At 71.0% G+C, this 26619-nt stretch carries 21 protein-coding genes and 2 tRNA genes; 17 read left to right on the forward strand and 6 right to left on the reverse strand.

From position 1 onward, the window contains the following. Together KUM40_RS33070 and KUM40_RS42255 are read left to right on the forward strand one after the other, a co-directional pair. On the forward strand, positions 1 to 1051 hold a 1051-nt coding region (locus KUM40_RS33070), incomplete at its 5' end, for a stealth family protein (protein WP_217169972.1). A gap of 151 nt (positions 1052 to 1202) precedes the next feature. Next, a complete protein-coding gene (locus KUM40_RS42255; protein ID WP_302180926.1) occupies positions 1203 to 2471 on the forward strand; it encodes a glycosyltransferase in 1269 nt (422 codons plus the stop codon). An 80-nt stretch (positions 2472 to 2551) separates the two neighbouring features. Here KUM40_RS42255 and KUM40_RS33080 read toward each other — a convergent pair whose 3' ends face one another. From KUM40_RS33080 to KUM40_RS33090, 3 genes are all read right to left on the reverse strand, one after another. Continuing rightward, the gene (locus KUM40_RS33080) at positions 2552 to 6121 is read right to left on the reverse strand and encodes a bifunctional glycosyltransferase/CDP-glycerol:glycerophosphate glycerophosphotransferase (RefSeq protein ID WP_217169973.1); all 3570 of its coding nucleotides are present in this window, start codon (positions 6119 to 6121) and stop codon (positions 2552 to 2554) included. A 23-nt stretch (positions 6122 to 6144) separates the two neighbouring features. After that, positions 6145 to 8376, reverse strand: a complete 2232-nt coding sequence (locus KUM40_RS33085; protein WP_217169974.1) for a bifunctional glycosyltransferase family 2 protein/CDP-glycerol:glycerophosphate glycerophosphotransferase — start codon at positions 8374 to 8376, stop codon at positions 6145 to 6147. Positions 8377 to 8944: 568 nt separating this feature from the next. Then, positions 8945 to 11140, reverse strand: coding sequence for a hypothetical protein (locus KUM40_RS33090; RefSeq protein WP_254396009.1), 2196 nt, complete (start codon positions 11138 to 11140; stop codon positions 8945 to 8947). A gap of 291 nt (positions 11141 to 11431) precedes the next feature. On the opposite strand from KUM40_RS33090, the gene proB reads away from it, so the two are divergent. From proB to KUM40_RS33115, 5 genes are all read left to right on the forward strand, one after another. After that, a complete protein-coding gene (gene proB / locus KUM40_RS33095) occupies positions 11432 to 12535 on the forward strand; it encodes a glutamate 5-kinase (RefSeq protein WP_217169975.1) in 1104 nt (367 codons plus the stop codon). A 137-nt stretch (positions 12536 to 12672) separates the two neighbouring features. Beyond that, the gene (locus KUM40_RS33100; RefSeq protein ID WP_217169976.1) at positions 12673 to 13239 is read left to right on the forward strand and encodes a hypothetical protein; all 567 of its coding nucleotides are present in this window, start codon (positions 12673 to 12675) and stop codon (positions 13237 to 13239) included. 216 nt (positions 13240 to 13455) lie between these two features. Beyond that, complete coding sequence (locus tag KUM40_RS33105; RefSeq protein WP_217169977.1) at positions 13456 to 14742, forward strand: glutamate-5-semialdehyde dehydrogenase; 1287 nt, start codon at positions 13456 to 13458, stop codon at positions 14740 to 14742. Between the two features lie 119 nt (positions 14743 to 14861). Next, complete coding sequence (locus tag KUM40_RS33110; RefSeq protein ID WP_217169978.1) at positions 14862 to 15431, forward strand: hypothetical protein; 570 nt, start codon at positions 14862 to 14864, stop codon at positions 15429 to 15431. An 85-nt stretch (positions 15432 to 15516) separates the two neighbouring features. Then, complete coding sequence (locus tag KUM40_RS33115) at positions 15517 to 16587, forward strand: hypothetical protein (protein WP_217169979.1); 1071 nt, start codon at positions 15517 to 15519, stop codon at positions 16585 to 16587. A 10-nt stretch (positions 16588 to 16597) separates the two neighbouring features. On the opposite strand, the gene KUM40_RS33120 is transcribed toward KUM40_RS33115, so the two are convergent. Next, positions 16598 to 17809 carry a M48 family metallopeptidase gene (locus KUM40_RS33120; protein WP_217169980.1) on the reverse strand — a complete coding sequence of 404 codons (1212 nt, stop codon included), beginning with the start codon at positions 17807 to 17809 and terminating at the stop codon, positions 16598 to 16600. A 155-nt stretch (positions 17810 to 17964) separates the two neighbouring features. On the opposite strand from KUM40_RS33120, the gene KUM40_RS33125 reads away from it, so the two are divergent. The 10 genes from KUM40_RS33125 (at position 17965) to KUM40_RS33170 (ending at position 23219) form a co-directional block, all read left to right on the forward strand. Beyond that, a complete protein-coding gene (locus KUM40_RS33125; RefSeq protein ID WP_217169981.1) occupies positions 17965 to 18126 on the forward strand; it encodes a hypothetical protein in 162 nt (53 codons plus the stop codon). Between the two features lie 143 nt (positions 18127 to 18269). Beyond that, a complete protein-coding gene (locus KUM40_RS33130; RefSeq protein ID WP_003976223.1) occupies positions 18270 to 18437 on the forward strand; it encodes a hypothetical protein in 168 nt (55 codons plus the stop codon). A 59-nt stretch (positions 18438 to 18496) separates the two neighbouring features. Next, positions 18497 to 19213: a nicotinate-nucleotide adenylyltransferase gene (nadD, locus tag KUM40_RS33135; RefSeq protein ID WP_217169982.1), complete on the forward strand. Its 717-nt coding sequence runs from the start codon at positions 18497 to 18499 to the stop codon at positions 19211 to 19213. Between the two features lie 16 nt (positions 19214 to 19229). Then, a complete protein-coding gene (locus tag KUM40_RS33140) occupies positions 19230 to 21023 on the forward strand; it encodes a LytR C-terminal domain-containing protein (RefSeq protein ID WP_217169983.1) in 1794 nt (597 codons plus the stop codon). 83 nt (positions 21024 to 21106) lie between these two features. Further along, complete coding sequence (rsfS, locus tag KUM40_RS33145; protein WP_217169984.1) at positions 21107 to 21553, forward strand: ribosome silencing factor; 447 nt, start codon at positions 21107 to 21109, stop codon at positions 21551 to 21553. Next, complete coding sequence (locus tag KUM40_RS33150) at positions 21550 to 22221, forward strand: histidine phosphatase family protein (RefSeq protein ID WP_217169985.1); 672 nt, start codon at positions 21550 to 21552, stop codon at positions 22219 to 22221. The genes rsfS and KUM40_RS33150 overlap by 4 nt, the downstream gene beginning before the upstream one ends. A 120-nt stretch (positions 22222 to 22341) precedes the next feature. Further along, positions 22342 to 22414 (forward strand) — tRNA-Ala (locus KUM40_RS33155). A 201-nt stretch (positions 22415 to 22615) separates the two neighbouring features. Next, positions 22616 to 22789, forward strand: coding sequence for a hypothetical protein (locus KUM40_RS33160; RefSeq protein ID WP_104632996.1), 174 nt, complete (start codon positions 22616 to 22618; stop codon positions 22787 to 22789). A 3-nt stretch (positions 22790 to 22792) separates the two neighbouring features. Further along, entirely contained in the window at positions 22793 to 23026 is a 234-nt protein-coding gene (locus KUM40_RS33165) for a hypothetical protein (protein WP_003976229.1), read from the forward strand. Between the two features lie 120 nt (positions 23027 to 23146). Next, positions 23147 to 23219: transfer RNA gene (locus tag KUM40_RS33170), tRNA-Ala, on the forward strand. 88 nt (positions 23220 to 23307) lie between these two features. Here KUM40_RS33170 and KUM40_RS33175 read toward each other — a convergent pair. Then, positions 23308 to 24921 carry an NADH-quinone oxidoreductase subunit NuoF family protein gene (locus KUM40_RS33175; RefSeq protein ID WP_217169986.1) on the reverse strand — a complete coding sequence of 538 codons (1614 nt, stop codon included), beginning with the start codon at positions 24919 to 24921 and terminating at the stop codon, positions 23308 to 23310. Next, entirely contained in the window at positions 24918 to 26150 is a 1233-nt protein-coding gene (locus KUM40_RS33180) for a ferric reductase-like transmembrane domain-containing protein (RefSeq protein WP_217169987.1), read from the reverse strand. The genes KUM40_RS33175 and KUM40_RS33180 overlap by 4 nt, the downstream gene beginning before the upstream one ends. Positions 26151 to 26619 lie beyond the last annotated feature (469 nt).

Genomic DNA, 26619 nt, shown 5'->3' on the forward strand with positions numbered 1-26619 from the left:
GGTCTCCGACGTGATGCCCACCGGCGAGCAGAGGCCGGCGACGGTGACGGTGCGGGGGCGGGACTTCCCGACCTTCGAGCCGTTCACCATGACCACACTGGACGACGTGACCTTTCCCGTCGACGTGGTGTACACGTGGGTCGACGGCGAGGACCCGGAACTGCGGGCCAAGCGTGAGCGGTACTCCACCGGAGAAGACGCGGGCATCGCCGAACGGGAGGTCGGCGAGTCCCGGTACACCAGTCATGACGAGTTGAAGTACTCGCTGCGGTCGCTGGAGATGTACGCCGACTTCGTGCGGCACGTGTACATCGTCACCGACGGGCAGGTGCCGGAGTGGCTGGACGCGGACGCGCCCGGTGTGACGGTCGTCGACCACAAGGACATCTTCCCCGAGGGTGTGCTGCCGGTCTTCAACTCGCACGCCATCGAGACGAGGCTGCACCACATACCGGGGCTGTCGGACCACTACCTGTACTTCAACGACGACGTCTTCGTCGGGCGCAGCGTCACCCCGCAGCACTTCTTCTACGGCAACGGGATGGCCCGCCTGCCGTTCTCCTCGTACCAGATCGGCGTCGGCGCCCCGCACCCCATGGCGGCCGCCCCCAACTCCGCTGCCAGGAACGTGCGTCGGCACCTGATGGATACCTTCGGACGTTCCATCACGCACAAGTTCCTCCATACCCCGCACCCTCAGTTGCGGGAGGTCATGCGCGAGTTGGAGAGCGAGTACGCGGACGTCGTCTCACAGACGACGCGTTCGAGGTTCCGGTCCATCGACGACGTATCGCCGGCGACCTCTTTCCACCACCACCTGGCGATGCTGACGGGACGGGCCGTCCCGGGCAAGTTCAAGTACCGCTACGTCGATCTGGGCAAGCCTCACCTGGAGAGCCGGGTGGAGTCGTTGAAGGAACGGCGCGCCTACGATTTCTTCTGCCTGAACGACGTGGACACGGAGCCCTCGCGGCGAGCCTACGTGCGCGGCTACGTCCACGACTTCCTCGAGTGGTACTTCCCCTACCCGAGCAGTTTCGAGCGCGGTTGAGGCGCTTCGGCCCGCCAGCCGTTACATGATCTTGAAAAGACCGTTGGTCCGGTGAGACTTAATACCCCCAGAAGCGCAGATAAGGTGATCTTACCTATTTGTTGTGTTCTCTGGGGGGAGACATATGGGCAGCGCGCCCTTTTATCAGCCCATGGCAGACCTGCCTAGAGTGTCGGTCATCATCCCGGTCTACAACGCGGTCGACCATCTGCCGGAGTGCCTGCAGTCGATCGCCGACCAGACGATCGGCTTCACGAACATCGAGGTCGTCGCGGTCGACGACGGCTCCACGGACGGCAGCGGTGCTCTGCTCGACGCGTGGGCGGAGCGTCACCCCGGGCGGGTCCGGGTGACGCATCAGGCGAACTCCGGAGCGCCCGGCGGGCCCCGCAACCGGGCCATCGAGATGGCCGAGGGCGAGTTCCTGTTCTTCGCCGACCCCGACGACTACCTGGGCACCGAGGCGTTGGAGCGCATGGTGGCCGCCGCCGAGCGCGACGACTCCGACGTGGTGCTCGGAAAGATCAAGGGCGTGGGCCGCAAGGCCCCCGTCACGCCGTTCCGGGAGAACGTCGAGGGGGGTGACATCTTCACCACCAAGGCCGTCTGGACGCTGACCGCGCACAAGATCTTCCGACGGTCCCTGGTCATGGAGCACGGGCTGCGGTTCGCGCAGGGCCTTCGCCTGGCCGAGGAACAGGTGTTCGTCGTGCCGGCCTATCTGCTCGCCAGGTCGATCTCCGTGGTCTCGGACTACGACTGCTACTACCTGGTGCGGCGCGACGGCTTCCCGCACCTGACCCAGCAGACCCCCGACCCGGTTCCGTTCTACGGCAACGTTCGCGACGTGCTGGACATCGTCACGGCGCATGTCCCGCCCGGCGAGAAGCGCGACACGCTCCTGTACCGGTGGCTGAGCCTCGAGGTGCTCGGCCGCTTCGGCAACGGCTTCGCCGGGCTCCCGCACGAGACGCGTGCGCAGTACGTGAAGCTGGCCGACGAGCTGCTGCGGGACTTCTTCCCCGAGGAGCTGGTCGCGCAACTGCCGCCGCTGGCCGGGCTGCGCTGCCTGCTGATCTCCCAGGGACGCCTCGAGGAGCTCACCGCGCTGACCACCCTGGTCCCCAAGCCCAAGCCCAAGCCCAAGCCCAAGCCCAAGCCCACGCCCAAGGTGGACTCCGCGCCGAAGCCCGCGCCGGTGCTCGCGCAGACGTCGGCCTCGGCGGCGACGCAACCCGCGCCGGCGGCGGGCGGGGGCGGGACCCGGGTCAACGTGCGTCCTGCGCGGGGCCGTTCCGCACTCACCAGAATCCTGGCCGTCGGCCGCCGCCGGATCCGGGGCCGGCGCGCCGACCCCACCCCCGACCTCACCCCCGGGCCGGTCACCGGGCCCGCCACCGAACCTGTTCGGGTTCCCTAAGACGCTCGGGCCGCCGCGTGCGGCACGCGGCGGCCCGAGCGTCTCATGTGCGGGGCGCGACCCCTGTCACGGCTCCCGGGTCACAGCTCCCGGCTCTGCTCCAGCATCCGGTCGACGACCCGTGCGGAGGCGTTGCCGTCGTCCAGGTCGCAGAACAAGTGGTGGAAGCGGTCGAACCGGTCCTGGTACTTGGCCTGGACCTGGTCGATGTCCCGGATCGCGTCGACCAGTTCCCTGGAGTTGTCGATCAGCGGGCCGGGGGCGTCCTGCTCGAAGTCGAAGTAGAACCCGCGCAGCGTGTCCCGGTAGTGCTCCAGGTCGTACGTGAAGAACAGCATCGGCCGCTTCAGGTGCGCGTAGTCGAACATCACCGACGAGTAGTCCGTGATCATGATGTCGGCCGCGAGGTACAGGTCGGCGATGTCCGGGTACTCCGAGACGTCGAACACGAAGCCGTTGCCCGCGCCCGGGACCTGGTCGACGACGTTGGAGTGGCGGCGGATGAGCAGGACGTGGTCGTCACCCAGGCGCCGGCGCGCGTCCTCCAGCTCGATCCGCAGGTCGAACAGGTACTGCCCCGCGCTGTGGGACTGGTCGTCCCGCCACGTCGGCGCGTACAGCACGACCTTCTTGCCCTTGGGGAGCTTCAGCGTCTCCTTGACCTGCTCGGCGATCTTGTCCCGGTCGGCGGAGTAGAGGTAGTCGTTGCGCGGGTAGCCGGCCTCCTGGATTTCCCCGTCGTAGGAGAAGGCGCGCTTGAGGATCGGCGTGGAGAACCGGTTCGACGAGACGAGCAGGCTCCAGTTCTTCGCCTCCAGGGCCAGGCGGTTCTGGTACTCGCGGTCGAAGTAGAGGGTCTCGATGTCGTGGCCGATCTTCTTCAGCATCGTGCCGTGCCAGGTCTGCACGATCACCTGGCCCGGGCGGCGCACGACCCACTCGGGCAGGTGCCCGTTGGTGACGATGTAGCGGGAGGAGGCCAGTGCCTCGAACCACTCCCGGCCCCACATGCGGACCTTCTCGGCGGTCGGCGGCAGGACGACCTGGCCGTCGCGCACGGCCCACAGGTACTTCATGCCGCTGTCCCGGCGCAGCAGCTCCTCGTGCATCGCCCGCGGGCTGTCCGAGTACTGCTTGCCGTTGTAGCTGAAGAAGAACACCTGGTCGCGCAGCGGCAGTTCCCGGGCGGGCTCGTAGATCTCGCGGCGGTGCTGGAGCTGGCGGTACGGTCCGCGCTCCAGGTCGCTCAGCTCGGAGCGGCAGTTGAGCTGCGGGAAGTCGCCCCAGCGGTTCTCGAACCAGTAGCGGCGGCCGTTCAGTTCGGCGTGGAGCGGGAACTGGGCCACGGCCAGGCGGTCGATGACGAACTCGGTGTCCGGCACGGCCGCGTCCGCCGAGCGCAGCAGCAGGTTCCACCGGCCGGCCTTGAGCGGGACCCCGCCGGAGCCGCCCATCACCGACGGGTCGAAGGACGTGCGGAAGCTGCCGTCGTCGGACCAGTCGACGGCGGTGGCGCGCTCGTCGTAGCGGTTGCGCGCCTTGAGGACCAGCTCGGAGCCCACCAGCTCGGGGCTGGTGCGGCCCTCGACCGCGATCCGGCCGTCGCGCAGGGCGACGTCCGTGATCGTGGCCCGGCGGGTCCGGCCGAAGATCTTCAGATAGCCGTTGTGGCCGGAGACGACGGCGAGTTCGCGGTGCGCGCCGGGCTCACCGAAGGACGCGGGCAGGTCGAATGAGAGATCCTCGAGACCCTCCTTGACGACGCTGGCGAACTGGCGCTCGGTGCCGTCCTGCGAGGTGGCCAGCAGGGCCGTGCTCCAGCGTCGACGGTCGAGCTGGGCGTTCTCGTCGACGGTGTCGTCACCGAGCAGCGCGACGTCGGTCAGCGGCACCCGGGCGTCGAAGGTGGTCCGGGTGCCCGTGCCCTGCTGTGCCACGTCGACGGGGTACTTGTGGACCTCGCCGCTCTTGGCGTTCGTCAGCCGGAGCGCCAGCGTCTCGCCGGGTTTCAGCGGGACCCGGATCTCACCGGCCACCGCGAGCGAGTCACCGTCGAGGCGGCGGTCGGTGATCAGGGCGCGGACCTTCTCGATCCGCAGCTTGAGGGCGCCGCGCGTGACCGTCGGCAGCAGTCGGAAGTTCTCGTCGAGCCACTGGTACGCAGGGTAGTTGGCGGCGGAGCCGCCGCGGGCCCAGACGCCGCTGCGGCGCACCAGGCCGGACGCGTAGACGTTGATGCCGACGTGCCACAGCCCTTCCTGCCAGTTGCCGCCCTTGCGCAGCTTGGCGGGGTCGAGCTCCAGCTCCCAGCCGGCCCAGTCGTAGTTGTAGCGCTGCTGGCCGGAGTCCGTGGTGCACTCCGGGCGGTGGACGCTCCTGGCCGGCAGGTACATGCGGCGGCGCGAGCCCTCCCGCTTGAGCTGCACGACCTTGACGCTGCTGCGCTTCGACGGCAGGTCGATCTTGTCGATGTAGGCGTTGCCGGAAAGCTGGAGCTTGCCGTCGTGCCAGGTCACCGACTGCAACGGGGCACGCAGCGACAGGTCGCCGTCGATGCGCAGCGCGGACTTGGGCAGTTCGACTCCGCTCTCCTCCAGCGTGCGGTAGCTGGCGTACTTGCGGAAGGAACCCGACACCTCGACCGGCTCCTTGCGGCGCTGGGAGGCGAGCAGGGCGATCAGCTCGGGCATGGCGTGCTTGCGCACCAGCAGCCACTGGACCCGCAGATCCGTCGGCAGACCCATCACGATCTTCGGGTCGACGTTGTCGAGGTAGCGGTTGGCGGCCTCCAGGAAGGCCTCGTGGAACTCGGCCGTCGCGTCCGGCAGCACCCGCAGGAACAGCCGCAGGTCGTCGCGGAGCACCCGGTCGTCGTACTGGTTCTTGTACGCGGCGAACTCTGCGCCCGGCTGCTGCGACAGGTAGTCGCTGACCATGCTCACCGCGGTGACCCGGTCGCGGATCGCCTGGGGTTCCTTGCGGCGCTGGGTGATCGACGGCGCGGACTCGCCCTCGCGCAGCCGCCAGAAGTACGTCGGCTCGCCGATGATGTCGACGGCCTCGGCCCGGTAGTAGGCGGGCAGCACCACGGGGATGTCCTCGTGCAGGATGCCCTCGGGGAACGAGAAGTGGTGCTTGTCCCAGAAGGTGCGCCGGAAGACCTTGTTGCAGGCGATGCGGTCGGCCACCAGGCGGGAGTTCTTCGATATGTGCGTGCGCCTGCGGGCCTCGCCGGCCAGCATCTTCAGCAGCGGCACCTGCCAGGACTTCTCGCCCTTGAGGTGGAAGACGTTGCCGGTGGCGAAGTCCGAGCGGGACTCGTCGAGGCTGGTGACCATCAGCCGGTAGGCGTCCGGCGGGATCACGTCGTCGCTGTCGACGAAGGTCAGGTACTCCGTATCAGCGGACATGTGGGAGATGCCCGTGTTGCGGGCGGCTCCGAGCCCGCCGTTCTCCTTGCGGATCAGCCGGAACCGCGGGTCGCGGTCGGCGTACTCGGCGGCGATGGCGGCCGATCCGTCGGGGGAACCGTCGTCGACCATCAGGACCTCGAGGTCCCGGAAGGTCTGCGCGGCGAGCGAGTCGAGACAGGCCGGCAGATAACGCTCCACGTTGTAGATCGGGACGATGACACTGAGCCGAGGGGCCATGGCTTGGTGATTTCCTTTCAGGGTCAGGCCCGCTCGACCAGTTCGAGCGCCTGGGTGGGGGTTGGGGCGTGGCGGCGTTCGTCGAAGGGGACGACGGGCGGCAGGTCCTCCTCACCGAGGAAGACGCGTCGTACGACCCGTTCCGCCGCGTGCCCGTCGTCGAATTCGCAGAAACGCCGGCGGAAGATGTCCCGGCGCTCGGTCGTCTCCGGGCGGTCGTACGCGCCGGAGGCGAGCAGCCCCAGCAGCTCCGCCTGGGTGGTGGCAACCGCGCCGGGCGGTTCCTGGAGCAGGTCGAAGTAGGTGCCGCGGACCGCGGAGTAGACGTCCCAGTCGGGGACGTAGCTGATGATCGGGCGGTCCAGAACGGCGTAGTCGAACATCGCCGAGGAGTAGTCCGTGATCAGGGCGTCGGCCGCGAGGTACAGCTCCTCCACCCGGGCGTGCCCGGAGACGTCGACGATACGGCCGGTGCGGCGCAGCTCGGCGACGTGCGGGGAGTTGCCGTAGAAGTAGTGGCCGCGCACCAGCAGCGTCACGTCGGGCCCGAGTTCGCGGGCGAACCGGCGCAGGTCCAGCGGCGGGGTGAAGTCCGGCTGGTACTCGCGGTGCGTCGGCATGTACAGGAACGCCTTGGTGCCGTCGGCCAGCCCGAGCGCGGCGCGGGCCGCGCGCACGTCCTCGGAGGTGGCGCCCACGAGGACGTCGTTGCGCGGGTAGCCGGTCTCCAGCGAGGTGTACGAACAGGGGTAGACCCGCTCCCAGATCACGGTCGAGAACTGGTTGGCGCTGATGCTGTAGTCCCAGCGGTCGCACCGCTCCAGGAGCTTCTCGAAGTTCATGGCGGTGGACGCCGGGTACTTCTGCTGGTCCACGCCCATCGTCTTCAGCGGTGTGCCGTGGTGGGTCTGCACATGGATCTGCCCCTCGCGCTTGATCACGGAGTCCGCGAAGTTCACGTTGTTCACAAGGTACTTGGCGCGGGCCAGGGCCGCCCAGTACTCGCGTGAGCCCACGCGGACGACCTCCACACCCTTGGGTACCCGGTCCGCGTGGTCCGCGCGGACCGCCCACACGCGGCGCATGTCCGGGGCCAGTCGGGCGAGTTCGGCGTCGATCGCGGCGGGGTTGCAGGAGACGCTGCGGCTCCAGTAGGCGGAGAACAGCACCAGCTTCTCGTCCAGCGGCAGTCTGAGCTGCGACCGGTAGAAGGCGCCCATCGCGACGCGCTTGGACCGGTTGACCGCGGTGCGGGCGCGGGTCCTGACCTGCTGGCGGAGCTTCACCGCACGCAGGGCGCTCATCATCGTCGTGTAGGCGTCGCGCTCCAGCATCCCGTACTTGACGCCGCGACCGCCGCCCGGCCGGGCGAAGCCCTTCGGCACGCGGGCGCGGTAGTCGGCCGAGGCACGGTGGAAGAACTCCGCGCGCGCGTCCTGCGGCAGGCGGCCCGGGCGCGTCAGGACGGTCAGGTAGTGGTCGATCATCTTGCGGAACAACGGGCCGCGCCACTCGGCGAGTTCCTCGTGCGCGTCGAGGTAGTCGAAGACCCGCCGGTACTGGTCCAGGACGTCGAAGTGCTTACGGCTGACCGTCTTGAGGATGTTGCCGCCCTCGCGCCGCTGCCGGTAGCGCACGCAGACCCGGTCAAGGACGGCGATCCGCTCGGCGCTGATCAGGGAGCAGAACGTCCAGGGGGCGTCCTCGTAGTACCCGGGCGGAAAGGTCAGCCCGGTCCGGGTGACGAAGTCGCGCCGGTAGGCCTTGTTCCAGACGATCTGGAGCAGGTCGAGGAGCTGGGGGCGCTCGGCGAGGGAGAAGCTGTCCGGACCCTTCTCCTTGAGCAGGTCGGCCCGCAGGTTCGGGCGGACCTGGCCGTCCCAGTAGGTGCGCGCGTAGTCGAAGACCAGGATCTCGGGATCGCCCGATGCCTCGAGCCGGTCCCGTATGGCGGACAGGGCACCGTCCGACAACGTGTCGTCACTGTCCAGGAACAACACGTAATCGCCGGTGGCCTTTTCCAGCCCGGCGTTGCGGGCGCGCCCCAGGCCCACGTTTTCCGTGAGGTGAATCACATGAATTCGGGTGTCGCGTTTCGCGTACTCGTCGAGAATGTCCCCTGACCCGTCCGGCGAGCAGTCGTCGACCGCGATGATCTCGAAGTCCGTGCAGTCCTGACCGAGTACGGAGTCAAGGCACTCCGGCAGGTAGCCCTGGACCTTGTACGCGGGGACGACGAGAGAGAATTTGGGCATCCTTACAACCTGTTCCGAGGACTGAGCAGGGGGCTGCGGGCTGGGGCCGGAACGCGCTCCGGGCACCGCTCAGGCGTGGACCGCGCCGCCGCATCAGCGTAGAGGATTCACGTGGAGTTTCTGTGGGGACGGTAGTGGGCCATCCTGTGGGCCGACACAGCGGAAAATGGCCGGATCCGCCGCCGGAATGGCCACTCGGAGGCGGCTGGAGAACTTCCTCACATTCGGTCCCCCCTGTCCTCCCTGTCCCCCCTGCCCTCTTCACCGACTTGTGCCGGGTTCCGCCTCATGTGCCCCGACTCGATTTCGGCGGCCCGCTGGTGGCGGGCGGAGCCGGGGGCGGTGAAGGCGTGGTGGAGTACGCCGGGGTGTCCCGCACGTTGTCATGTCTGCGGCTTGTCCGCCCGCCAGTACCCGGCCAGTACTCGACCCCTCCTGAAGGCCGTGATTCGTGACCATCCTGTGACCGGCGTGGTGTGCACATCGAGATCGTCACCGGGGTCCCGCGTCGAGACCGGGTGGGCCGGGCCGGGCCGGGCCGGGCGGGGCCGGTGAGGGCGTCCTGGGCTCAGCTCTGGCGGTGCGCGGGCCCGTGCGTGTGGCGGTGCGGCTCCGGTGCCGCCGTGGGGGCGGGGGCGGGGGCTGACGGCCGGGCGGGTTCGCGGCGCGGGCCCGGAAGCGGCACCTCCGCGGCGAGCCGCTGCGCCATCCGGGCCCGGTGCTGCCCGGCCGCCGCGCACAGGTCCCGTACGGCACCCCCGAAGCGCTCCCTGGACGGCGGCTCGGCCGGGCCCAACAGGCGCAGGGCCAACGCGGCGCGCGCGTCGGCCAGTTCGTCCCGCTCCGGATGCCGCACCGCGTCCAGCAGCGCCGGCACCCCGGCCGCGTCCGGCGTCAGCACGGTCGCCGCCACCACCGTCGGGAACGACTTGCGGAACACGTCCTCGGCCAGTCCGCTGGTGTTTGCCACCGCGTACGGCTTGCCGCTCGCCAGGAAGTCGCTGATGACGCTCGACACATCGCTGATCAGCAGGTCGGCGCGGTTGAAGCAGGCGTAGAGCGGCGGCCGGGCGTCCGTGACGACCTGGTGCTCCCACTCGGGCAGCGAGGCCCAGTACGCCTCCTCCCACGCGGCCGTCGCCCGCCGCACCGCCCCGGCCCGCCCGGGCTCCGGCGCCGGCTGCCGCAGCATCCGCTCCACCTGGTCCGCCGCCGACCGGAAACCGGCCGCCGTGAGCCGGTCCAGCTCCGCCGCCCGCCGGGCCAGGCCGGTGGCCGCCGACGCGTCCGGCCGGGGACCGCCCCGCTCCCGGTCCCGCTCCCGGTTCGCCGCCCGCACCAGCCCCCGGACGCGCAGATCGGCGGCCCGCGCCCGCGGGTCCACCGACCCCGTCAGCGGATGCGGCTTGTACAGCAGCCGTACCCCCGGGTCCGCGAGCAGCGCCCGCACCAGGTTCTCGCCGGCCTCCACCACCGACGTGTTGCCGGGGTTGCCGTCCCAGCCCTCCCAGGTCGGCGCGTACAGGACCGTCGTGAACGCCCCGGTCGCGGGCGGCCCCGCGTACGGCCGTACGGCGTCGAGCTGCGGGCGGCCGATCTCCACCACGTCCTTGTCCTCGACGCCGACCTCCGCGAGCGCGTACCGCTCACGCGCCGCCGGACCCGCCACCCACACCTCGTCGTACGCCTTCGCGTACGGGTTGCAGGAGGACAGCTTGTCGCTCTCCCCGTGGTTGACGAAGGCGTGCTTGATGGTCGGGATGCGCAGGACCTGCGAGGTCTTCCCGGAGTTGGAGGGATGCAGGAGGACGCGGAGCGTGGAGTGCTCCAGGCGCATCAGCGTGGACACCTTCGGCAGGCACACCACCGGGACGTCGGTCGCCGCGATCCGCTGCACCATGAACCGCTCGCGCAGCACGATCAGCGGCCGCCCGTCCGGCCCGTCCAGCTCGTCCAGCCCGGCCAGCGGCTCCAGCCACATGTTCGCCTGGTACGCCGAGGACGCCCCACCCGAGAAGTACAGGCCGACCGTCGGCCGGTACCGGGCCAGCCACGCGTCGAACCAGTCGAGCACCTCCTGCTCGGCGGCGGGGCGGCGCCCCGGCAGCAGCCGCAGCAGCAGGGCGCCGAGGCCGGTCAGCGCCACCGCCAGCGACACCGCGAGGCCGGCCGCCCCGTACCCGGGCGCGTCGGTCGCCGCCGTCGCCAGCAGCCCGGCCGTCGCCGGCAGCCCGAAGGCCGCCAGCCGGTGCCCGGGGCGACGCAGCAGCACCGGGGGCGCCGGGGTCAGGCGCAGCGCCGAGGTGTCGATGTTCCGGGTCACCACGGGCAGCGTCCGGGTGCGCCGGACCAGGACGGAGACCGCCTGGATCGCCCAGTGCAGCGCGTAGAAGACGAGCAGACCGGCGACGAGCGGGGCGTACACCCCCTCCCGGTGCTGCTCGCCGAGCCGCAGCAGGCCCACCACGAGCAGCAGGTCCCGCAGCACGTGCCGCACCGTGACGTCGGCGTGCGACTTGGCGAACAGCGACACCATGCCCCGCTGCCAGCGGTACAGCACCCCCTCGGCGGCCAGCGAGCCCGCGGTCGCCGCGAGCAGCAGCGGTACGTGCGGCAGCAGCGCGCCCACGGCCTGCCCGGCGAAGGCGGTCGCCAGCACGCCCAGGACGAGCAGCTTCACGGCGGTCCGCCGCCCGGGCAGGCGGAGGAGTCGGCGTCGGGGCGGGGATAGGGGCACTGCGGTCGCTCCAGGCTCGTCGCGCATCGGACGAACTGGTTAACGCGCGGTGACCACCCGACGACACGCGCGTGTTGACGCCGCCCCTCGACCCGGCGGATTTCACGCGCCCGTCCGCACCCTGAACCGTGGTGCGGCGCGCGTTCCCCTTCGCGTAGATTGCCTGGCGAGCGCAGGGTTCGGCGCGCGTCGACGGGAGAGGCGGACGGGGCCGTGGCAGGGGCAAGGCCAGGGACAGGGCCGAGGACAGGGCCAGGGCAGGGGACAGAGTCAGGGCCACGGCAAGGGCCGGGGACAAGGCCGGCGACGAGGCAGGCCGTGGGCGAGGCCCGCAGGATCGTCGTCAAGGTCGGTTCCTCCTCGCTGACCACCGCGGCCGGCGGCCTGGACGCCGACCGGGTCGACGCGCTCGTCGACGTGCTCGCCAAGACGCGGGGCGCGGACAAGGAGATCGTCCTCGTCTCCTCCGGCGCCATCGCCGCCGGACTCGCCCCGCTGGGCCTGCCCCGCCGCCCCCGGGACCTGGCCCGCCAGCAGGCCGCGGCCAGCGTCGGCCAGGGACTGCTGGTCGCCCGCTACACCGCCTCCTTCGCCCGCTACGGCGTCCGCGTCGGCCAGGTGCTGCTGACCAGCGACGACATGAGCCGCCGCGCCCACCACCGCAACGCCTCCCGCACCCTGGACAAACTGCTGGCGATGGGCGCCTTCCCGATCGTCAACGAGAACGACACCGTCGCCACCGACGAGATCCGCTTCGGTGACAACGACCGGCTCGCCGCCCTCGTCGCCCACCTGGTCCGCGCCGACCTGCTGGTGCTGCTGTCCGACGTGGACGGCGTGTACGACGGCGACCCGAGCAGGCCGGGCACCTCGCGGCTGTCCGAGGTGCGGGACATGGCCGACCTCGCGGGCGTCGACATCGGCAGCGCGGGCAAGGCAGGGGTCGGCACCGGCGGCATGGTCACCAAGGTCGAGGCGGCCCGCATCGCCGCCGCGGCCGGCATCCCCGTGGTGCTGACCAGCGCGGTCCACGCGGCCGACGCCCTGGCCGGCGGCGACACCGGCACCTACTTCCACGCCACCGGCAGGCGCTTCGCCGACCGGCTGCTGTGGCTCCAGCACGCCTCCGCCCCGCAGGGGGCGCTCGTCCTCGACGACGGGGCGGTACGGGCGGTCGTCGAGGGCCGCAAGTCGCTGCTGCCGGCCGGGATCGCCGGCGTCGAGGGCGAGTTCGCCGCGGGCGACCCCGTCGAGCTGCGGGACGGCACGGGCCGCGCGGTGGCCCGGGGGCTGGTCAACTTCGACGCCAAGGAGATCCCCCGGCTGATCGGCCGCTCCACCCGGGAACTGGCGCGCGAACTCGGACCCGCGTACGAACGCGAGGTCGTACACAGGGACGATCTGGTGATCCTGCACCCGTAATGGGTCGAAACGTCCCCGAATCGGTGGTGGACGTTCCGCAAAATCGCCCCGCGATCTCCTGGCGCCTGCTCAACTTTCCTCAGGGACAAGCCCGGCCGACCACCGGGCCGATGCCGTGTGCGTGAAGGAGGCCCGTCGTGAGCGGAGTGCGCCCTGGATCGGCGGCGTCCCGCGGTGGCAACGCCTCCCGTGCCGGTACCACCTCCCGCGGTGGCACGGGTGTGCACGGCGGCGCGGGGGCCCGCGGCGGTACCGGCGCGCGCTCCGGCGGCGCCCGGGGCGCAACCCGCGCGGCCGGTGAGGAGCGCGCCCTGACCAGCGTCGCGGCCGGCGACCGGTTCCGCGGCGAGGAGCCCGAGCACACCCCGCGCCTGTGGCACGTCACCCTCAGCGTCTCCGGCGCCCACGCCCCGCTCACCGAGGTGCGCCGGGCGCTCGAACAGCTCGCGCACGACCACCCCTTCCTGCTGACCAGCCGATACGCCGACGACCACGCCGAGATCCGGTACTGGGAGGAGGCCCGCGACCTGCACGACGCCGCCGCCGTCGCCCTGCGCCTGTGGGGCGAGCACCGGCAGACCGCGGGCCTGCCGCCCTGGGAGATCGTCGGCCTGGAGGTCATCGACCGGTCCACCTACCACCAGCGCATCGCCGCGGGGTACGGACCGGCCCCGGCGACTCCGGTCGGGGTGCATCCGTTCTAACAATCAGTAAGGCGACCGCGGACCGCGCCATATGCGGACCGCGCCATATGCGGACCGCTCCATATTGGGACCGCGGACCGTAACCATCAATTGCGCACCCCCCACGGCGAGCAACCACCTCCGCGAGAGCGGCGCCGGTTTAGGCGCAAAGGGGCGCCCATCTCGGGGTTCGGGACAACCCGTGGGCGCCCCCGCCCGGCCCATTACGCTTCCCCCATGACCACGCTCTCGCCGTACGACTCGATGTCCCCGGTCACCCGGGCCGCCTACCGGGCCAAGTCCGCCGCGGCCGACCTCGCGCCGCTGCCGCGGGCCGCCAAGGACGACGCGCTGCTCGCCGTCGCGGACGCGCTGGAGGTCCGTACGAGCGAGATCGTCGAGGCCAACGCCCAGGACGTGGCCAAGGCCCGCGCCGCCGGGACCAGCGAGGCCATCATCGACCGGCTCACCCTGACCCCGGAGCGGGTCCGCGCCATCGCCTCCGACGTGCGCGACGTCGTCGCGCTGCCCGACCCGGTCGGCGAGGTCGTGCGCGGCTCCACCCTGCCCAACGGCATCGACCTGCGCCAGGTCCGCGTGCCGCTCGGCGTGGTCGGCATCATCTACGAGGGCCGGCCCAACGTGACCGTCGACGCCGCCGCCCTGTGCCTGAAGTCCGGCAACGCGGTCCTCCTGCGGGGCTCGTCCTCGGCCTACCAGTCCAACACCGCCCTGGTCCGGGTCGTCCGCGACGCCGTGGGCGGGGCCGGGCTGCCCGCCGACGCCGTGCAGCTCGTGCCCGGCGAGAGCCGCGAGAGCGTGCGCGAGCTGATGCGGGCCCGCGGACTGGTAGACGTGCTCATCCCGCGCGGTGGCGCCTCGCTGATCCACACGGTCGTCCAGGAGTCCACCGTCCCCGTCATCGAGACCGGCACCGGAAACTGCCACGTCTACGTCGACGCGCAGGCCGACCTCGACATGGCGATCGACATCCTGATCAACTCCAAGGCCCAGCGCGTCAGCGTCTGCAACGCCGCCGAGACCCTCCTGGTCCACCAGGACATCGCCGCCGACTTCCTGCCCCGCGCGCTGGACGCCCTCGCCGAGGCCGGGGTCACCGTGCACGCCGACGAGCGCGTGCTGGCGCACGCCAAGGACTCCCGGGCGACCGTCGTCGAGGCGACCCCCGAGGACTGGGAGACCGAGTACCTGTCGTACGACATCGCGGCGGCCGTCGTGGACTCCCTGGACCGGGCCGTCGAGCACATCCGGCTGTGGACCTCCGGCCACACCGAGGCCATCGTGACGACCTCGCAGCAGGCCGCCCGGCGCTTCACCCAACTGGTCGACTCCACGACCGTCGCGGTGAACACCTCCACCCGCTTCACCGACGGCGGCCAGTTCGGCTTCGGCGCCGAGATCGGCATCTCCACGCAGAAGCTGCACGCCCGGGGCCCGATGGGCCTGCCGGAGCTGACCAGCACCAAGTACATCGTCACCGGCGACGGGCACGTACGGCGCTGACGGGCACGTGCGGCGCCGACGGGCAGGTCCGTGCCCAGGAACCGAACGGGGCATCTCACCCACCGGATGAATTTCCCCGCCGTCTGCCCAAAACGACCCCCCAGGTCTACTCTGGATCCGTGCCGGAGGACGTGGGGGGTAGGCCGTTCCCTGACGGCTGGGAGCCCGACGACGATCACGACCGCGGGGTGTCGGACGAAGAGTTCGCCTCCGTGGTCTTCGACGAGGCCTTCGTACAGGCGGCCGCGGCGCACGAGCCGACCGCCGTCGAACGCCTCCTGGCCGCCGCGCAGGCCAGAGCCGAGGCCACCGAGGCGGAAGCGGCCCGCCGCGGCCGCAGACGAGCCGAGCGCTACGACGACGGGTACGGCGATTTCGGCCATGATCCCGACCTCGACGACCCGGACGACGACCGCGACCTCCTCGACCGCCCCTACGGCGCTCCCGCGGCGTACGGCAAGCAGGTGCGCTGGCACCGGCCGGTCGCCTGGATGCTCGCCCTCGTGATGGGCGTCGGCATGGTCGCGCTGGCCTTCGTGGCCGTCTACCGGGGCGCGTCCTCGGGCGGCGGCACGCAGCCGGTGCCGCCCCCCGCCTCGACCGGTCCCGAACAGGGTGGCAGCGTGACGCCCTCGGCCTCCGCCGACTACTCCCAGCCGGCCGTGTCGGTCATTCCGCGCAGCCCCTGACCTGCCCCTCGGGCGGCGGCAAGCTGTCCCAACTTGACCTGCACCGGCGCGTTTACGGGACCTTCCGCAGACCTACTCTGAAGGTATGGCAGGGCTTGGCGATCCGCCCGGAGGAACGCCCGAGGGCGCACCCGGGGGCGGAGAGGACGAGTACCGATCCGTCGTCTTCGACGAGTCGTTCGTCCGCGCTGCCCGGCTCCAGGAATTCTCCGCCCAGGAGCGCATCACCGACCACGCGCCCGCCGTACGCCGCCGCCCGCCCCTGCGCCGGGCCGGCCTGTCCCGGCAGGCGCTGATCCTCGTCGTACTGATCGCCGTCGCCTTCGGCACCGCCATCTACATGGGCGTACGGCACCCGTACCAGAGCCCCTCCGGGCAGCGGGCCGCCGAGCCGACGCGGATGACCGTCGTCCCGCTCGCCCCCAGGGGCAAGGTGCCCGGCGCCGACGACGCCGCGTTCCTGTACGAGCACAGCCCCGCCGCGCACTTCAGAACCGCGGCGCAGGGCATCCCCCTGCCGGGGGCCCGGCGCACGGCGCACTTCTCCGAGGACCAGGTGATGAGCGCCCTCACCACCGCCAAGAACTACATCCTCCGCTCGGCGCTCGACCCGGACGTGCTCGGCGGCGGGGAGGTCCGCTCGGTGCGGGTGCTGCTCGACCCCGACCAGCTCCATCAGTTCGACGAGAGCTTCGAGAGGCCCACCGCGGACGGCGGGCACGCGCCCACCGGATGGCTGGTCCGCTTCGACCCGGCCCGGGTCGAACTGGCCGACCCCGAGATCCGGGTGAACGGCAGCCTGCGGGTGGTGGAGAGCGACGCGTCCACGCTGGAGGTCACCACCGACCACACCATGGTGTACGCCCTGCGGCCGGCCGGCGACGCCCGGGCCGAGACGTCGCTGTTCACCGTCCGGCGCGAGCTGCACTTCCGCTTCGACCGGGACGACCTGCGGCTGCACCAGACGCAGCTCGTCGCCTCCTACGTCCAGGCCGGTCCGCTCTCCTGCGCCGAGGACTCGGCGAACCACCTCCGCCCGCTGCTGGCCGGCCAGACGGCCCGGGCCGGGACCCCGGCCGGCACCGACCCGTACACCTCGGACAACGCCACCGCCCTGTGCGGCACCCTCGCGGCGGACGCCCAGCCGAAGGTGTGAGGGCGGGGCGTCAGGCGCCGTCGCGCGGCGGACGGCCCTCCCCGGACTCCGGACCGTCGTCGCCGGACCCCTCGGTACCCCCGGACCCCTCGGTACCCCCGGACCCCTCGGGGCCTTCGGAACCCCCGGAAGAACCCGAAGCGCCGTCCGCCGGTCCTCCCTCGTCCCGGGGCGGACTCGGCTGGGAGGCCGTGAAGCCGCCGAAGCCGCGTCGCATCCGGTCGCCGAGGTCACCGGCGCCGCCCGCGATGTCGTTCACCAGCTTCATGAGCGGATCCTTGGAGCCGCGCACATGCGTGGCGTAGTGGGACGCCGACTCCCGGAAGGAGTCCCGGACCGAGGTGTCCTTGTCCTCGTCGCGCCGCGGGTAGTGGCCGTCCATGATCCGCTGGTACTCCCGCGAGGCCGTCCACTTCTTCAGCTCGGCGGCCCGCACCGTGGTGAACGGGTGCGAGCGGGGCAGCACGTTAAGGATCTTCAGCACGGAGTCGCGCAGGTCGCCCCCGGCCTCGTACTCCTCGGCCTGTTCCAGGAACGCGTCCACGTTCATCTCGTGCAGGTGATTGCCGCCCGCGATCTTCATCAGGCCCCGCATGGAGGCCTGCGGGTCCTGGCCGACGAGCAGGCCCGCGCGGTCGGCGGACAGCTCCGACTTGCGGAACCACTCGCGCAGCGCGGTCACGATCGCCATGATCGCCACGTTGCCCAGTGGGATCCAGGCGACCCGGACGGCGAGGGAGGTCAGGAAGAGCAGGATGGTCCGGTAGACCGAGTGCCCGGACAGGGCGTGCCCGACCTCGTGCCCGACGACCGCCCGCATCTCCTCCTCGTCAAGGAGCTCGACCAGGCCCGTGGTGACCACGATGATCGGCTCGTCCAGGCCGATGCACATCGCGTTCGGAGTCGGGTCCTGGTTGACGTACATCGGCGGGACCTTCTCCAGGTCCAGGATGTAGCAGGCGTCGCGCAGCATGACGTTCAGATGGGCGAACTGCCGGTCCGAGACGCGCACCGAGTCGGACAGGAACAGCAGCCTCAGGCTCCGCTCGGGGAGCAGGCCGCTCAGCGCCTTGAAGACCGTGTCGAAGCCGGTCAGCTTGCGCAGCGCCACCAGGGCACTGCGGTCGGCCGGATGCTCGTACGCCCGCGAGGAGATTCCGGGGAAGCGCCTGCGCTGCCTGCTCGGCACGTTCTCGTGCCCGTTGTGGTGGCCGTCGGACATGTCTTCCCCCATGTGCGTGTGTGGCCTGTGCGTATGTCGGCCTGTGCGTATGTCTGGCCTTTGCGAACCCTTGTGCGGTCCTTTGCGCCCCCGACGCCGGGCCCAGCCTAGGCGGAGATACCGTGGACGGGCAGTACGTCGAAGGAGTCCACGCCATGCAGCACATCCCCCACGCCGACTGGCTCGCCGGGGCCACGACCGCCGCCGAGCAGCAGGGGCCGGGGAATCTGCTCCGGATCGTCCTGATCGTCATGGTGCTGGGCTGTGTCCTGACCGCGTGGTTCCTGTTGCGGGGTTACAGGCAGAAGGACGACTGAGGCGATCCCAAGGTTCCCCGGAAACGCTCCCCGGACCCTCTCGGCCCGTCCCCAACGGCGGAGTCGGCGTGATCGCCCGCGAGGCGCCCGCATACGATGAGCGGACGTCGTGTCCCGCCCACACCGGATAGGTCCTGCCGAAGATGAGCCTTCCCCTCAGCGCCGCCCAGTTCGTCACCCTCGCCGCCGAGGGCGGCGAGGAGCACGGTGGCAACCACGAGAGCCTCAGCCCCTACGTCACCGGCATCGGCGCGTTCGTCATCCTGCTGCTCCTGCTGTGGATCACCACCCGGTTCAACCGCGACCGCTGAGCCCGCGCCACCGTGGGCGCGGCCGGGTCGCTCGGGGCGGGCCGGTAGGGTCTGCTCGCATGGGAGAGCAGGACACGCCTACCGGCCCGGCGCACGCGCCGGCGCGCGGCACGCAGAACGCGGTGCCCGCCCGCGCCACCGGCCCGGGCAACGGCCCCGGCGGCGCCCCGGGCAGCGGCCCGTCGTCGGGCAAGCGCCGCCTGGGCGTCATGGGCGGCACCTTCGACCCGATCCACCACGGTCACCTCGTGGCGGCCAGCGAGGTCGCCGCGCAGTTCCAGCTCGACGAGGTGGTGTTCGTGCCGACCGGGCAGCCGTGGCAGAAGAGCCACCGCGCGGTCTCCGCGGCCGAGGACCGCTACCTGATGACGGTCGTCGCGACCGTCGAGAACCCGCAGTTCTCGGTGAGCCGCATCGACATCGACCGCGGCGGCCCCACCTACACCGCGGACACCCTGCGCGACCTGCGCGCACTCAACCCGGACGCGGACCTGTTCTTCATCACCGGCGCCGACGCCCTCGCCCAGATCCTCACCTGGCGCGACAGCGAGGAGCTGTTCTCCCTCGCGCACTTCATCGGCGTCACCCGGCCGGGCCACACCCTCACGGACGCCGGACTCCCCAAGGGCGGTGTCTCGCTCGTCGAGGTACCCGCCCTCGCCATCTCCTCCACGGACTGCCGTGCGAGAGTCGCCAAGGGCGATCCCGTCTGGTACCTGGTGCCGGACGGAGTCGTGCGCTATATCGACAAACGCCAGCTCTACCGCGGCGAGTGAGCCGAGAGGGGCACCGGTGAACGACGGATACGACGCGGGATACGGCGGCGACGACCAGTACGAGCTCGTCGGCTACGACGAGTACGGCCGTCCCGTGTACCGCCAAGCCCAGGGCCACGGCCAGGGACAGGTCCCGCCCCAGCCCGGCGGGCAGCAGCAGTACGACCCGTACGCACAGCAGCAGGGGCAGCAGGGGGGACAGCAGGGGCAGGAGTACGGGCAGCCGTACGGACAGCAGTACGGGCAGCAGGGCTACGGCTACGACCCGTACGCCACCGGTGGCCACCAGGCCCCCCAGCAGCCGTACGACCCCTACGCCCACCAGGGCGGCTACGACACCGGTCAGCAGCCGCCCGTCCCCGGCCACGGCTCCTACGAGGGCGGCCCCGCGCAGCAGCCGTACGACCCGTACGGCCAGGCCGCCACCAGCGGCCGGCAGCCCCGGGTCGCCGAGCAGACCGCCCACATCCCGCAGCAGGCGGGCCCGCGCGAGGACCCGGAGGCGGCCGCCACCGCCGAACCCGACCGGGAGTACCGGACCGAGCAGTTCGCCTTCGTCGAGGAGCCGGAAGACGACTCCGAGGACGTCATCGACTGGATGAAGTTCACGGAGAACCGCACCGAACGCCGCGAGGAGGCCAAACGGCGCGCACGCGCGCGTGTCGTCGCCCTGGTCGTCGTCCTGGCGCTGGTCGCGGTCGGCGGCGTCGGCTACCTCTGGTACGCCGGAAAGCTGCCCGGAGTGTCCTCCTCCGACGACAAGACGGGCGCTGCGACGACGGCCGGCGCCCAGAAGCGCGACGTGATCGCCGTCCACCTGCACGACACCAAGGGCGGCGGCACCTCCACCGCGCTGCTCGTGAACAACACCACCACCAAGCAGGGCACCGCCGTACTGGTGCCGAACTCGCTCGCCCTGACCGGCGACGACGGCAGCACCACCACGCTCACCAAGTCCGTCGACGACGAGGGCCCCGACGCGACCCGGACCGCGCTCGACTCCGTCCTCGGCACCGACATCGAGGGCACCTGGCGCCTGGACACGCCCTACCTCCAGATCCTCGTCGACCTGGTCGGCAACATCGACGTCGACACCGACGCCGACGTGCCCGACCCGGAGTCCAAGGACAAGGACAAGGACGCCGCGCCCCTCGTGCACAAGGGCGAGGGCCAGACTCTCAGCGGCAAGATGGCCGTCGCCTACGCCACCTACAGCGGCAAGGGCGAGGACGCGAACGCCCAGCTACAGAGGTTCGGGCAGGTCATGGAGGGGGTGCTGCGCAAGTTGTCCTCCGACCCGAAGGCCGCGACGACCACCATCCAGACCCTCGGGCTGATCCTCGACCCGCCGCTGACCGAGAAGGACCTCGGCTCCTTCCTCGCCGGTCTGTCCGACCGCGCCAAGGGCGGCGACTTCAAGACCGCGCTGCTGCCCGTCCAGGACGACGGCGGGCTCAGCGCCGAGGCCAGTGACAGCGTCGTCAAGGACGTCCTCGGCGGCACCGCCAAGAGCCCCGACAAGGACGCGGCCGTCAGCGTGTCCGTCCGTAACGCCACCGGGGTCGAGGACCGCACCGGCAAGGCGCGCGTCGTCCTCCTCAACGGCGGCTTCACCTTCGTGTCGGGCGGCACCGCGTCCGGTACCGAGGCCACGTCGGAGGTCGTCTACGCGGAGGCCGCCGACAAGGAGAACGCCGTCCAGGTCGCCAAGACGCTGGGCCTGCCCACCGACTCCGTCTCCAAGGGGAAGGTCTCCGCGAACGCGCGGGTCTCGGTGGTCCTCGGCAAGGACTACAAACCGGCGTCCTGAGGGGCGGGAACATTTCGCGTGGGCCGTCGTCGGCGGTCGTGAGACCCTTGAGGTCAACCGACCGCCGACCCGAAAGCCAGGCAGTGACCGCGACCGACCGCTCCATCGAACTCATCAAGACCGCCGCGCAGGCGGCAGCCGACAAGCTCGCGCACGACATCATCGCCTACGACGTCAGCGACGTCCTGTCGATCACGGACGCCTTCCTGCTGGCCTCCGCGCCCAACGACCGCCAGGTCAAGTCGATCGTCGACGAGATCGAGGAGCGGATCGGCAAGGAACTCGGCGTCAAGCCGGTGCGCCGCGAGGGCGACCGCGAGGCCCGCTGGGTCCTGCTCGACTACGTCGACATCGTCGTCCACGTCCAGCACAGCGAGGAGCGCGTCTTCTACGCCCTGGAGCGGCTGTGGAAGGACTGCCCCGAGCTGGAGCTGCCCGCCGACGCCAAGGAGACCCGCGGCAAGGCGGAGGAGCACGCCAAGCTCCAGGCCGCCGAGGAGGCGACGCGGACCGACGAGGACTGGCGATGAGCGCCACCGGCGAGGTGACCGCCGGGAGGCCGGGCCGCGGTCGGCGCGTCATCCTCTGGCGGCACGGCCAGACCGCGTGGAACGTGGAGCGCCGTTTCCAGGGCAGCACGGACGTCGAGCTGACCGGCACCGGCGTCGCCCAGGCCCGCCGCGCGGCCCAGTTGCTGCTGCACCTGAGGCCCGACGCGATCGTCGCCTCCGACCTGGCACGCGCCGCGAACACGGCCGCCGAGCTGTCCGTGCTCACCGGTCTCGAGGTGACCCTGGAGGAGGGCCTGCGGGAGACCTACGCGGGACTCTGGCAGGGTCTGACCCACGAGGAGATCATCGCCCGGCACGGCGACGAGTACGCGGCGTGGAAGCGCGGCGAGCCCGTGCGCCGGGGCGGCGGCGAGCTGGAGACCGAGGTCGCCGACCGCGCCGCCCCCGTGGTGCTCCGGCATGCCGAGAAGCTCCCCGAGGACGGCACCCTCGTCGTGGTCAGCCACGGCGGCACGATCCGCACCACCATCGGCCGCCTGCTCGGCCTCGAACCGCACAGTTGGGAGAGCCTCGGCGGCCTGACCAACTGCTGCTGGTCCGTCCTCGGCGAGGGCGCCCGCGGCTGGCGTCTGCTGGAGCACAACGCCGGCACGCTGCCGGAACCGGTGCTCGGCGACGACGACTGAGCCGCAGGTGCGGGCCCGGTTCCCGGATTTCACTTTCCGGCTGGGCGCAGGCTAAAGTTCTTCTTGTTCGCCCCGCCGAGCGGAGCGAAAGAGACCATGCGGCTCCGCCGCGTGGCACCAGGGGCTATAGCTCAGTTGGTAGAGCGCCTGCATGGCATGCAGGAGGTCAGGAGTTCAATTCTCCTTAGCTCCACAGCCCACGGACGAATCCCGTCCCCTTCGAGGGGGCGGGATTTTTCGTCTCCGCCCGCTTGAGCAACAGGCGTCTCACAGGCGTATACCCCTGTGGGACTCCGTGTCCGGACCGGTACTGAGGCGTCGCTGACCGTCTTGGCCCGCTCGTGGCAGAATCAAACGGCCGGAGGGGACCGCGGCCCGACGGGAGGGAGTGGCGATGCCTGGGAGCATCCTCGAGGAGGTCGGTCACCTCCTCGGTGGAGCGGTGGCAAGGAACACGGTCACCCGGCTGAGCTGCCCTTCCTGCGGTTCCGGGCATGTGGCCCAGGTCCTCGGCGACAACGGCGGAATCTCGTACGTGTGCACGGCCTGCGGCCACAGCTGGAGCTGATCGATGGGTGCACACAGGCGAAAGTGCGACTGGTGCGGCAGCGGCACCCCGATCGTGCGGGACATGGAGCCGGTGAATCCGGACTACCAGTACTGGTGCGAGGAGTGCGCGCGGGCGTTGATCATAAAGGGCGACCCGATCGAGACGTACCGCGAACTCGAGGGTGAGCCGATCTATGGCCGGCTCCTGGAGGAGCACTGCACGCTCAAGCGGTTCTACTCGTTCGTCACGGCCTGACCAACGCACGCATCCCACCAAATCAAACAAATCGGACGGAACGGAAACGATTTGGTGGTGGGCCCGGTGGAACGTGTAATGTTGGCGTCGCCGCCGGGGAGACCGGGCGGCAGACGGCAAGGGGCTATAGCTCAGTTGGTAGAGCGCCTGCATGGCATGCAGGAGGTCAGGAGTTCAATTCTCCTTAGCTCCACTTGGTTCCACTTGGTTCCACTTGGTTCCACAACTTCACGAACGAACCCCCCGGATCTTCGATCCGGGGGGTTCGTTCGTCTGCGGTCTCAGCGCCCGAGCGCGCGGCGGCCGCGGCCCTGGGACAGTACCGGCAGGTTGGTGCGCGAGGCCGGCGCCTGCCCGCGGGTGTCCTCCTCGATGCGCAGCGCCAGTGCCGGGCAGCGGCGCACCGCGCGCACCGCCTTGGCCTCGGCGAAGCGCGGCACCTCGGCCTGCGCGACGGTCGGGAAACCGTCGGCGCCGAGCTGGAAGACCTCCGGGAGGATGTCCGCGCACAGGCCGTGGCCCCGGCACAGCGTCCAGTCGACGAAGATCTTCTGGCGGCTGGGCCCGTTCTCCTCCCCGCCGCCGCCCGGAATGCCCGTAGGGGTCCTGCCCCCCTCGAAGAGCGGCAGGACGCCTTCCACGGGCCGTCCGCAGCCGTTGCCGAGGACATGGGCGGCCAGGTCGTCCGTGAACGCCTTGACGGTCGACTCCAGGAACATCGCCGAGCCGTCCGGGTGCGAACAGGCGCCGCGTCGCTTGACGTTCCTCGCGACCTGCTTGACCGCCTCCAGGGCGGCCGGGCCGCCGCCGTTCAGGATGTCCTCGAGACCCCGCGCGGCGGCCGGCAGGCCGAGGTAGCAGGGGCCGCACTGGCCGGCGCTCTCCTCGGCCAGCCACTGCGCCACCCGCAGCGACTCGCCCAGCGGGCAGGTGTCCTGACTGATCGGCAGGATCGCGCCCGCGCCGAGCGAGCCGCCCACCTGCTGCAGTGAGTTGCGGGAGACGATCGCCTCGTCGACGGTCGCCGCGTCGATCCACTTGCCGTGGTAGCCGCCGGTCAGCACGCCCTGCGGCACCGGCGGGGCACCCGCCAGTTGGAGGACGTAGCGCAGCGGCACCCCCGTCGGCACCTCGATGACCATGGGGCGGGCCACCGCGCCGGAGACCGTGAGCATCACGGTGCCCGGCTCGTCGTACAGCCCGGTGTTGCCGTAGCGCTCGGGGCCGATGCGGGCGGCGATGGCGAGCTGGGCGAACGTCTCGGCGTTGGACAGCAGGGTCGGCGCGCCGCCGACGCCGCTCTTGGAGGCGCTGACCTTGCGGCCCGCCGGGATCGCCGGGCCGCCGTCGATGGAGCGGACCAGCGAGGCCGCCGCGCCGGTGACCATGCGCACCGGATTGCGCTGCACGCGCGCGCGGAGGGCGGAACGGCGCCCGTTGCTCAGGCCGCGCTCGGCCAGGGCGGCCTCCATGGAGCGCTGCGTGGACTCGCGGGTGACCCCGATGACGAGCGTGCGGGCGCCCATGGCCTCGGCACACAGCAGCGCGCCGTCCAGGATCAGGTGCGGGGCCCGGTTGATGAGCACCGTGTCCTTGCGGCAGGCGGGCTCGTCCTCGCTGCCGTTGACGACCACGACGGGCCGTACACCGCGCTTGATCGCCGTCTCGGCGACCGAGCGCAGCTTCTTGTGGAAGGGGAAGCCCGCGCCGCCGCGGCCCTTCAGGTTGATGCGTTCGGAGAGCTGGGCGAGCTGTTCGCCGCCCAGCGGTTCGAGCGGACCGTGCACCTTGAGGTGCATCGGCAGATCCAGGCGCTCGACAAGGTCGAAGCCCGACGTGAGCTGGGGAAGACCGACCACGCGGACTTCTGGGACGTCGGGCAGGGCCTCGTTCAATTCCGGCCTCCGGAAGGCGTGTTCCAGGGTTCACCCGAACCCGGTGCGTCGAAGTCGTAGGCCGAGGACGGCGTACCGGGGGTTGGTTCAGTGGCGGGACCGCTGTTGTACGTGTCGTTGGGGTAGTACGTGTCGTAGACCGCGTTCGTCTCACGGGTGTCGTACACGTCACTCGAGCCGTAGCCCGAGGCGTCCGTATTGCCGTAGACCGGGATGGTGTGTCCCGTGTCGTTGAGCGGGTCGTAGGCCGACGGGGGCGCTTCGCCGACCGGCGGCGGCGACGGTACGGGCCAACTGCCGGAGGTGCTGCCGGCGCCGTCCACGAAGGGCATCGCCTCGGTGGGCCGCATGTCCGGCGGCAGCGGAGCGGACGCGGCCGGGTCGGCCGTCAGTGGCGCGCGGGGCGGGCCCGAGGGGCCGGACACGGCACGGTAGGCCGCCGCGAAGCCGCCCGCGGGTTCGGGGGACGTGAGGCGCTCCGCGGACTCGTACAGCGGGGCGGACGGGGGCAGGCCGCGCGACCACGACGCCCCGGCGCGCTCGTAACCCGGCAGGGCGGCGGTGTCCCTCGGCAGGCTTTCCTCCAGCTCCTCGCGGGCCGGCCGCTCCCCGGTCCCGAGGAGGCCGGCGATCCGGTCGGCGACCCTGCGCTTGACCGGGCGGGGCGCCGCGCGCAGGGCCAGGGCCGCCATGACGCCGACCACGGACAGGGCGTACAGGATCGTGAAGACCGGCTTCGCCGGGCGACCCGCGTAGAGCCCGTGCAGCAGGGCCAGGCACCACGCCGGGTAGGCCAGCATGTGCATGGCCCGCCAGCGGGAGGCCACGGGGGCCGGGGACGCGAAGCGGTTGCGCAGGGCGCCGGTGACACTCACGAAGATCATGAGCATGCTGGCCAGGGTGCCGAAGCCGATGAGGACGGCCCGGCCGCCGAACTCCTCGTCGTCCGTGGCCAGGAGCCCGAACGGGAGGACCGCGGCGACCCAGGTGGTGTGGTCGAGGATCAGCTTGACCACGATGTGCACCAGCAGGAACACGACCGAGGCGACCGCGGTGATCCGGTGCACCGCCTGGGCCAGGATCCGCTGGCGGATGTCGAGGACGATCCGGTCCTGGGCGAGGAGTCCCCAGATCACCGAGCAGGTCAGGAAGACCAGGGAGAGGACACCGGCGCCGAAGTCGAGGAACTGGGCGAAGGTGTCGTCCACCGTGCTGTCGTTCGTCACCACGGCAGACCTCCCCACGTCAGGGACGCGAGGGGAGGCGGCGAGCTGTTGTCGCGCGGGTGGATCGGGGGAGGGTTCATGGGGGCAACTCCGGAGTGGTTCGGGAAAGCGGTCCCGCTGCCGCACTCTAAGTGGCGCCATACCCGTGGGTACGAGGTTTGAGTTATTGCGTTGTTATCAAACGACAGTGTGCTTGCGATGATGTCCCTTAGTAGTCGTTACGCGAAGTAACCTTTGACTTTGGTTCAGATTTGGCACCGATTTCCGGATCCCGGCTTCCGGTTCCCGGTGGCCGAAAGCCCGTCGCGGCCCGCTCGGCGACTGCGGTACCCTGACGCCATGCGTGCCGTACGCCTTCTGCTTAGCGAGCCGCGCTGATCAGTCCCGACCCCGGTCGAAGTAGTCGTAGTACCGGTGGCCGGAATCGGCGCGGCGTCCCCTCCTGTGCGAGGGGATTTTTCATTTCCCGGCC

It is taken from the genome of Streptomyces sp. AC512_CC834, assembly GCF_019049325.1.
Lineage (GTDB): Bacteria > Actinomycetota > Actinomycetes > Streptomycetales > Streptomycetaceae > Streptomyces.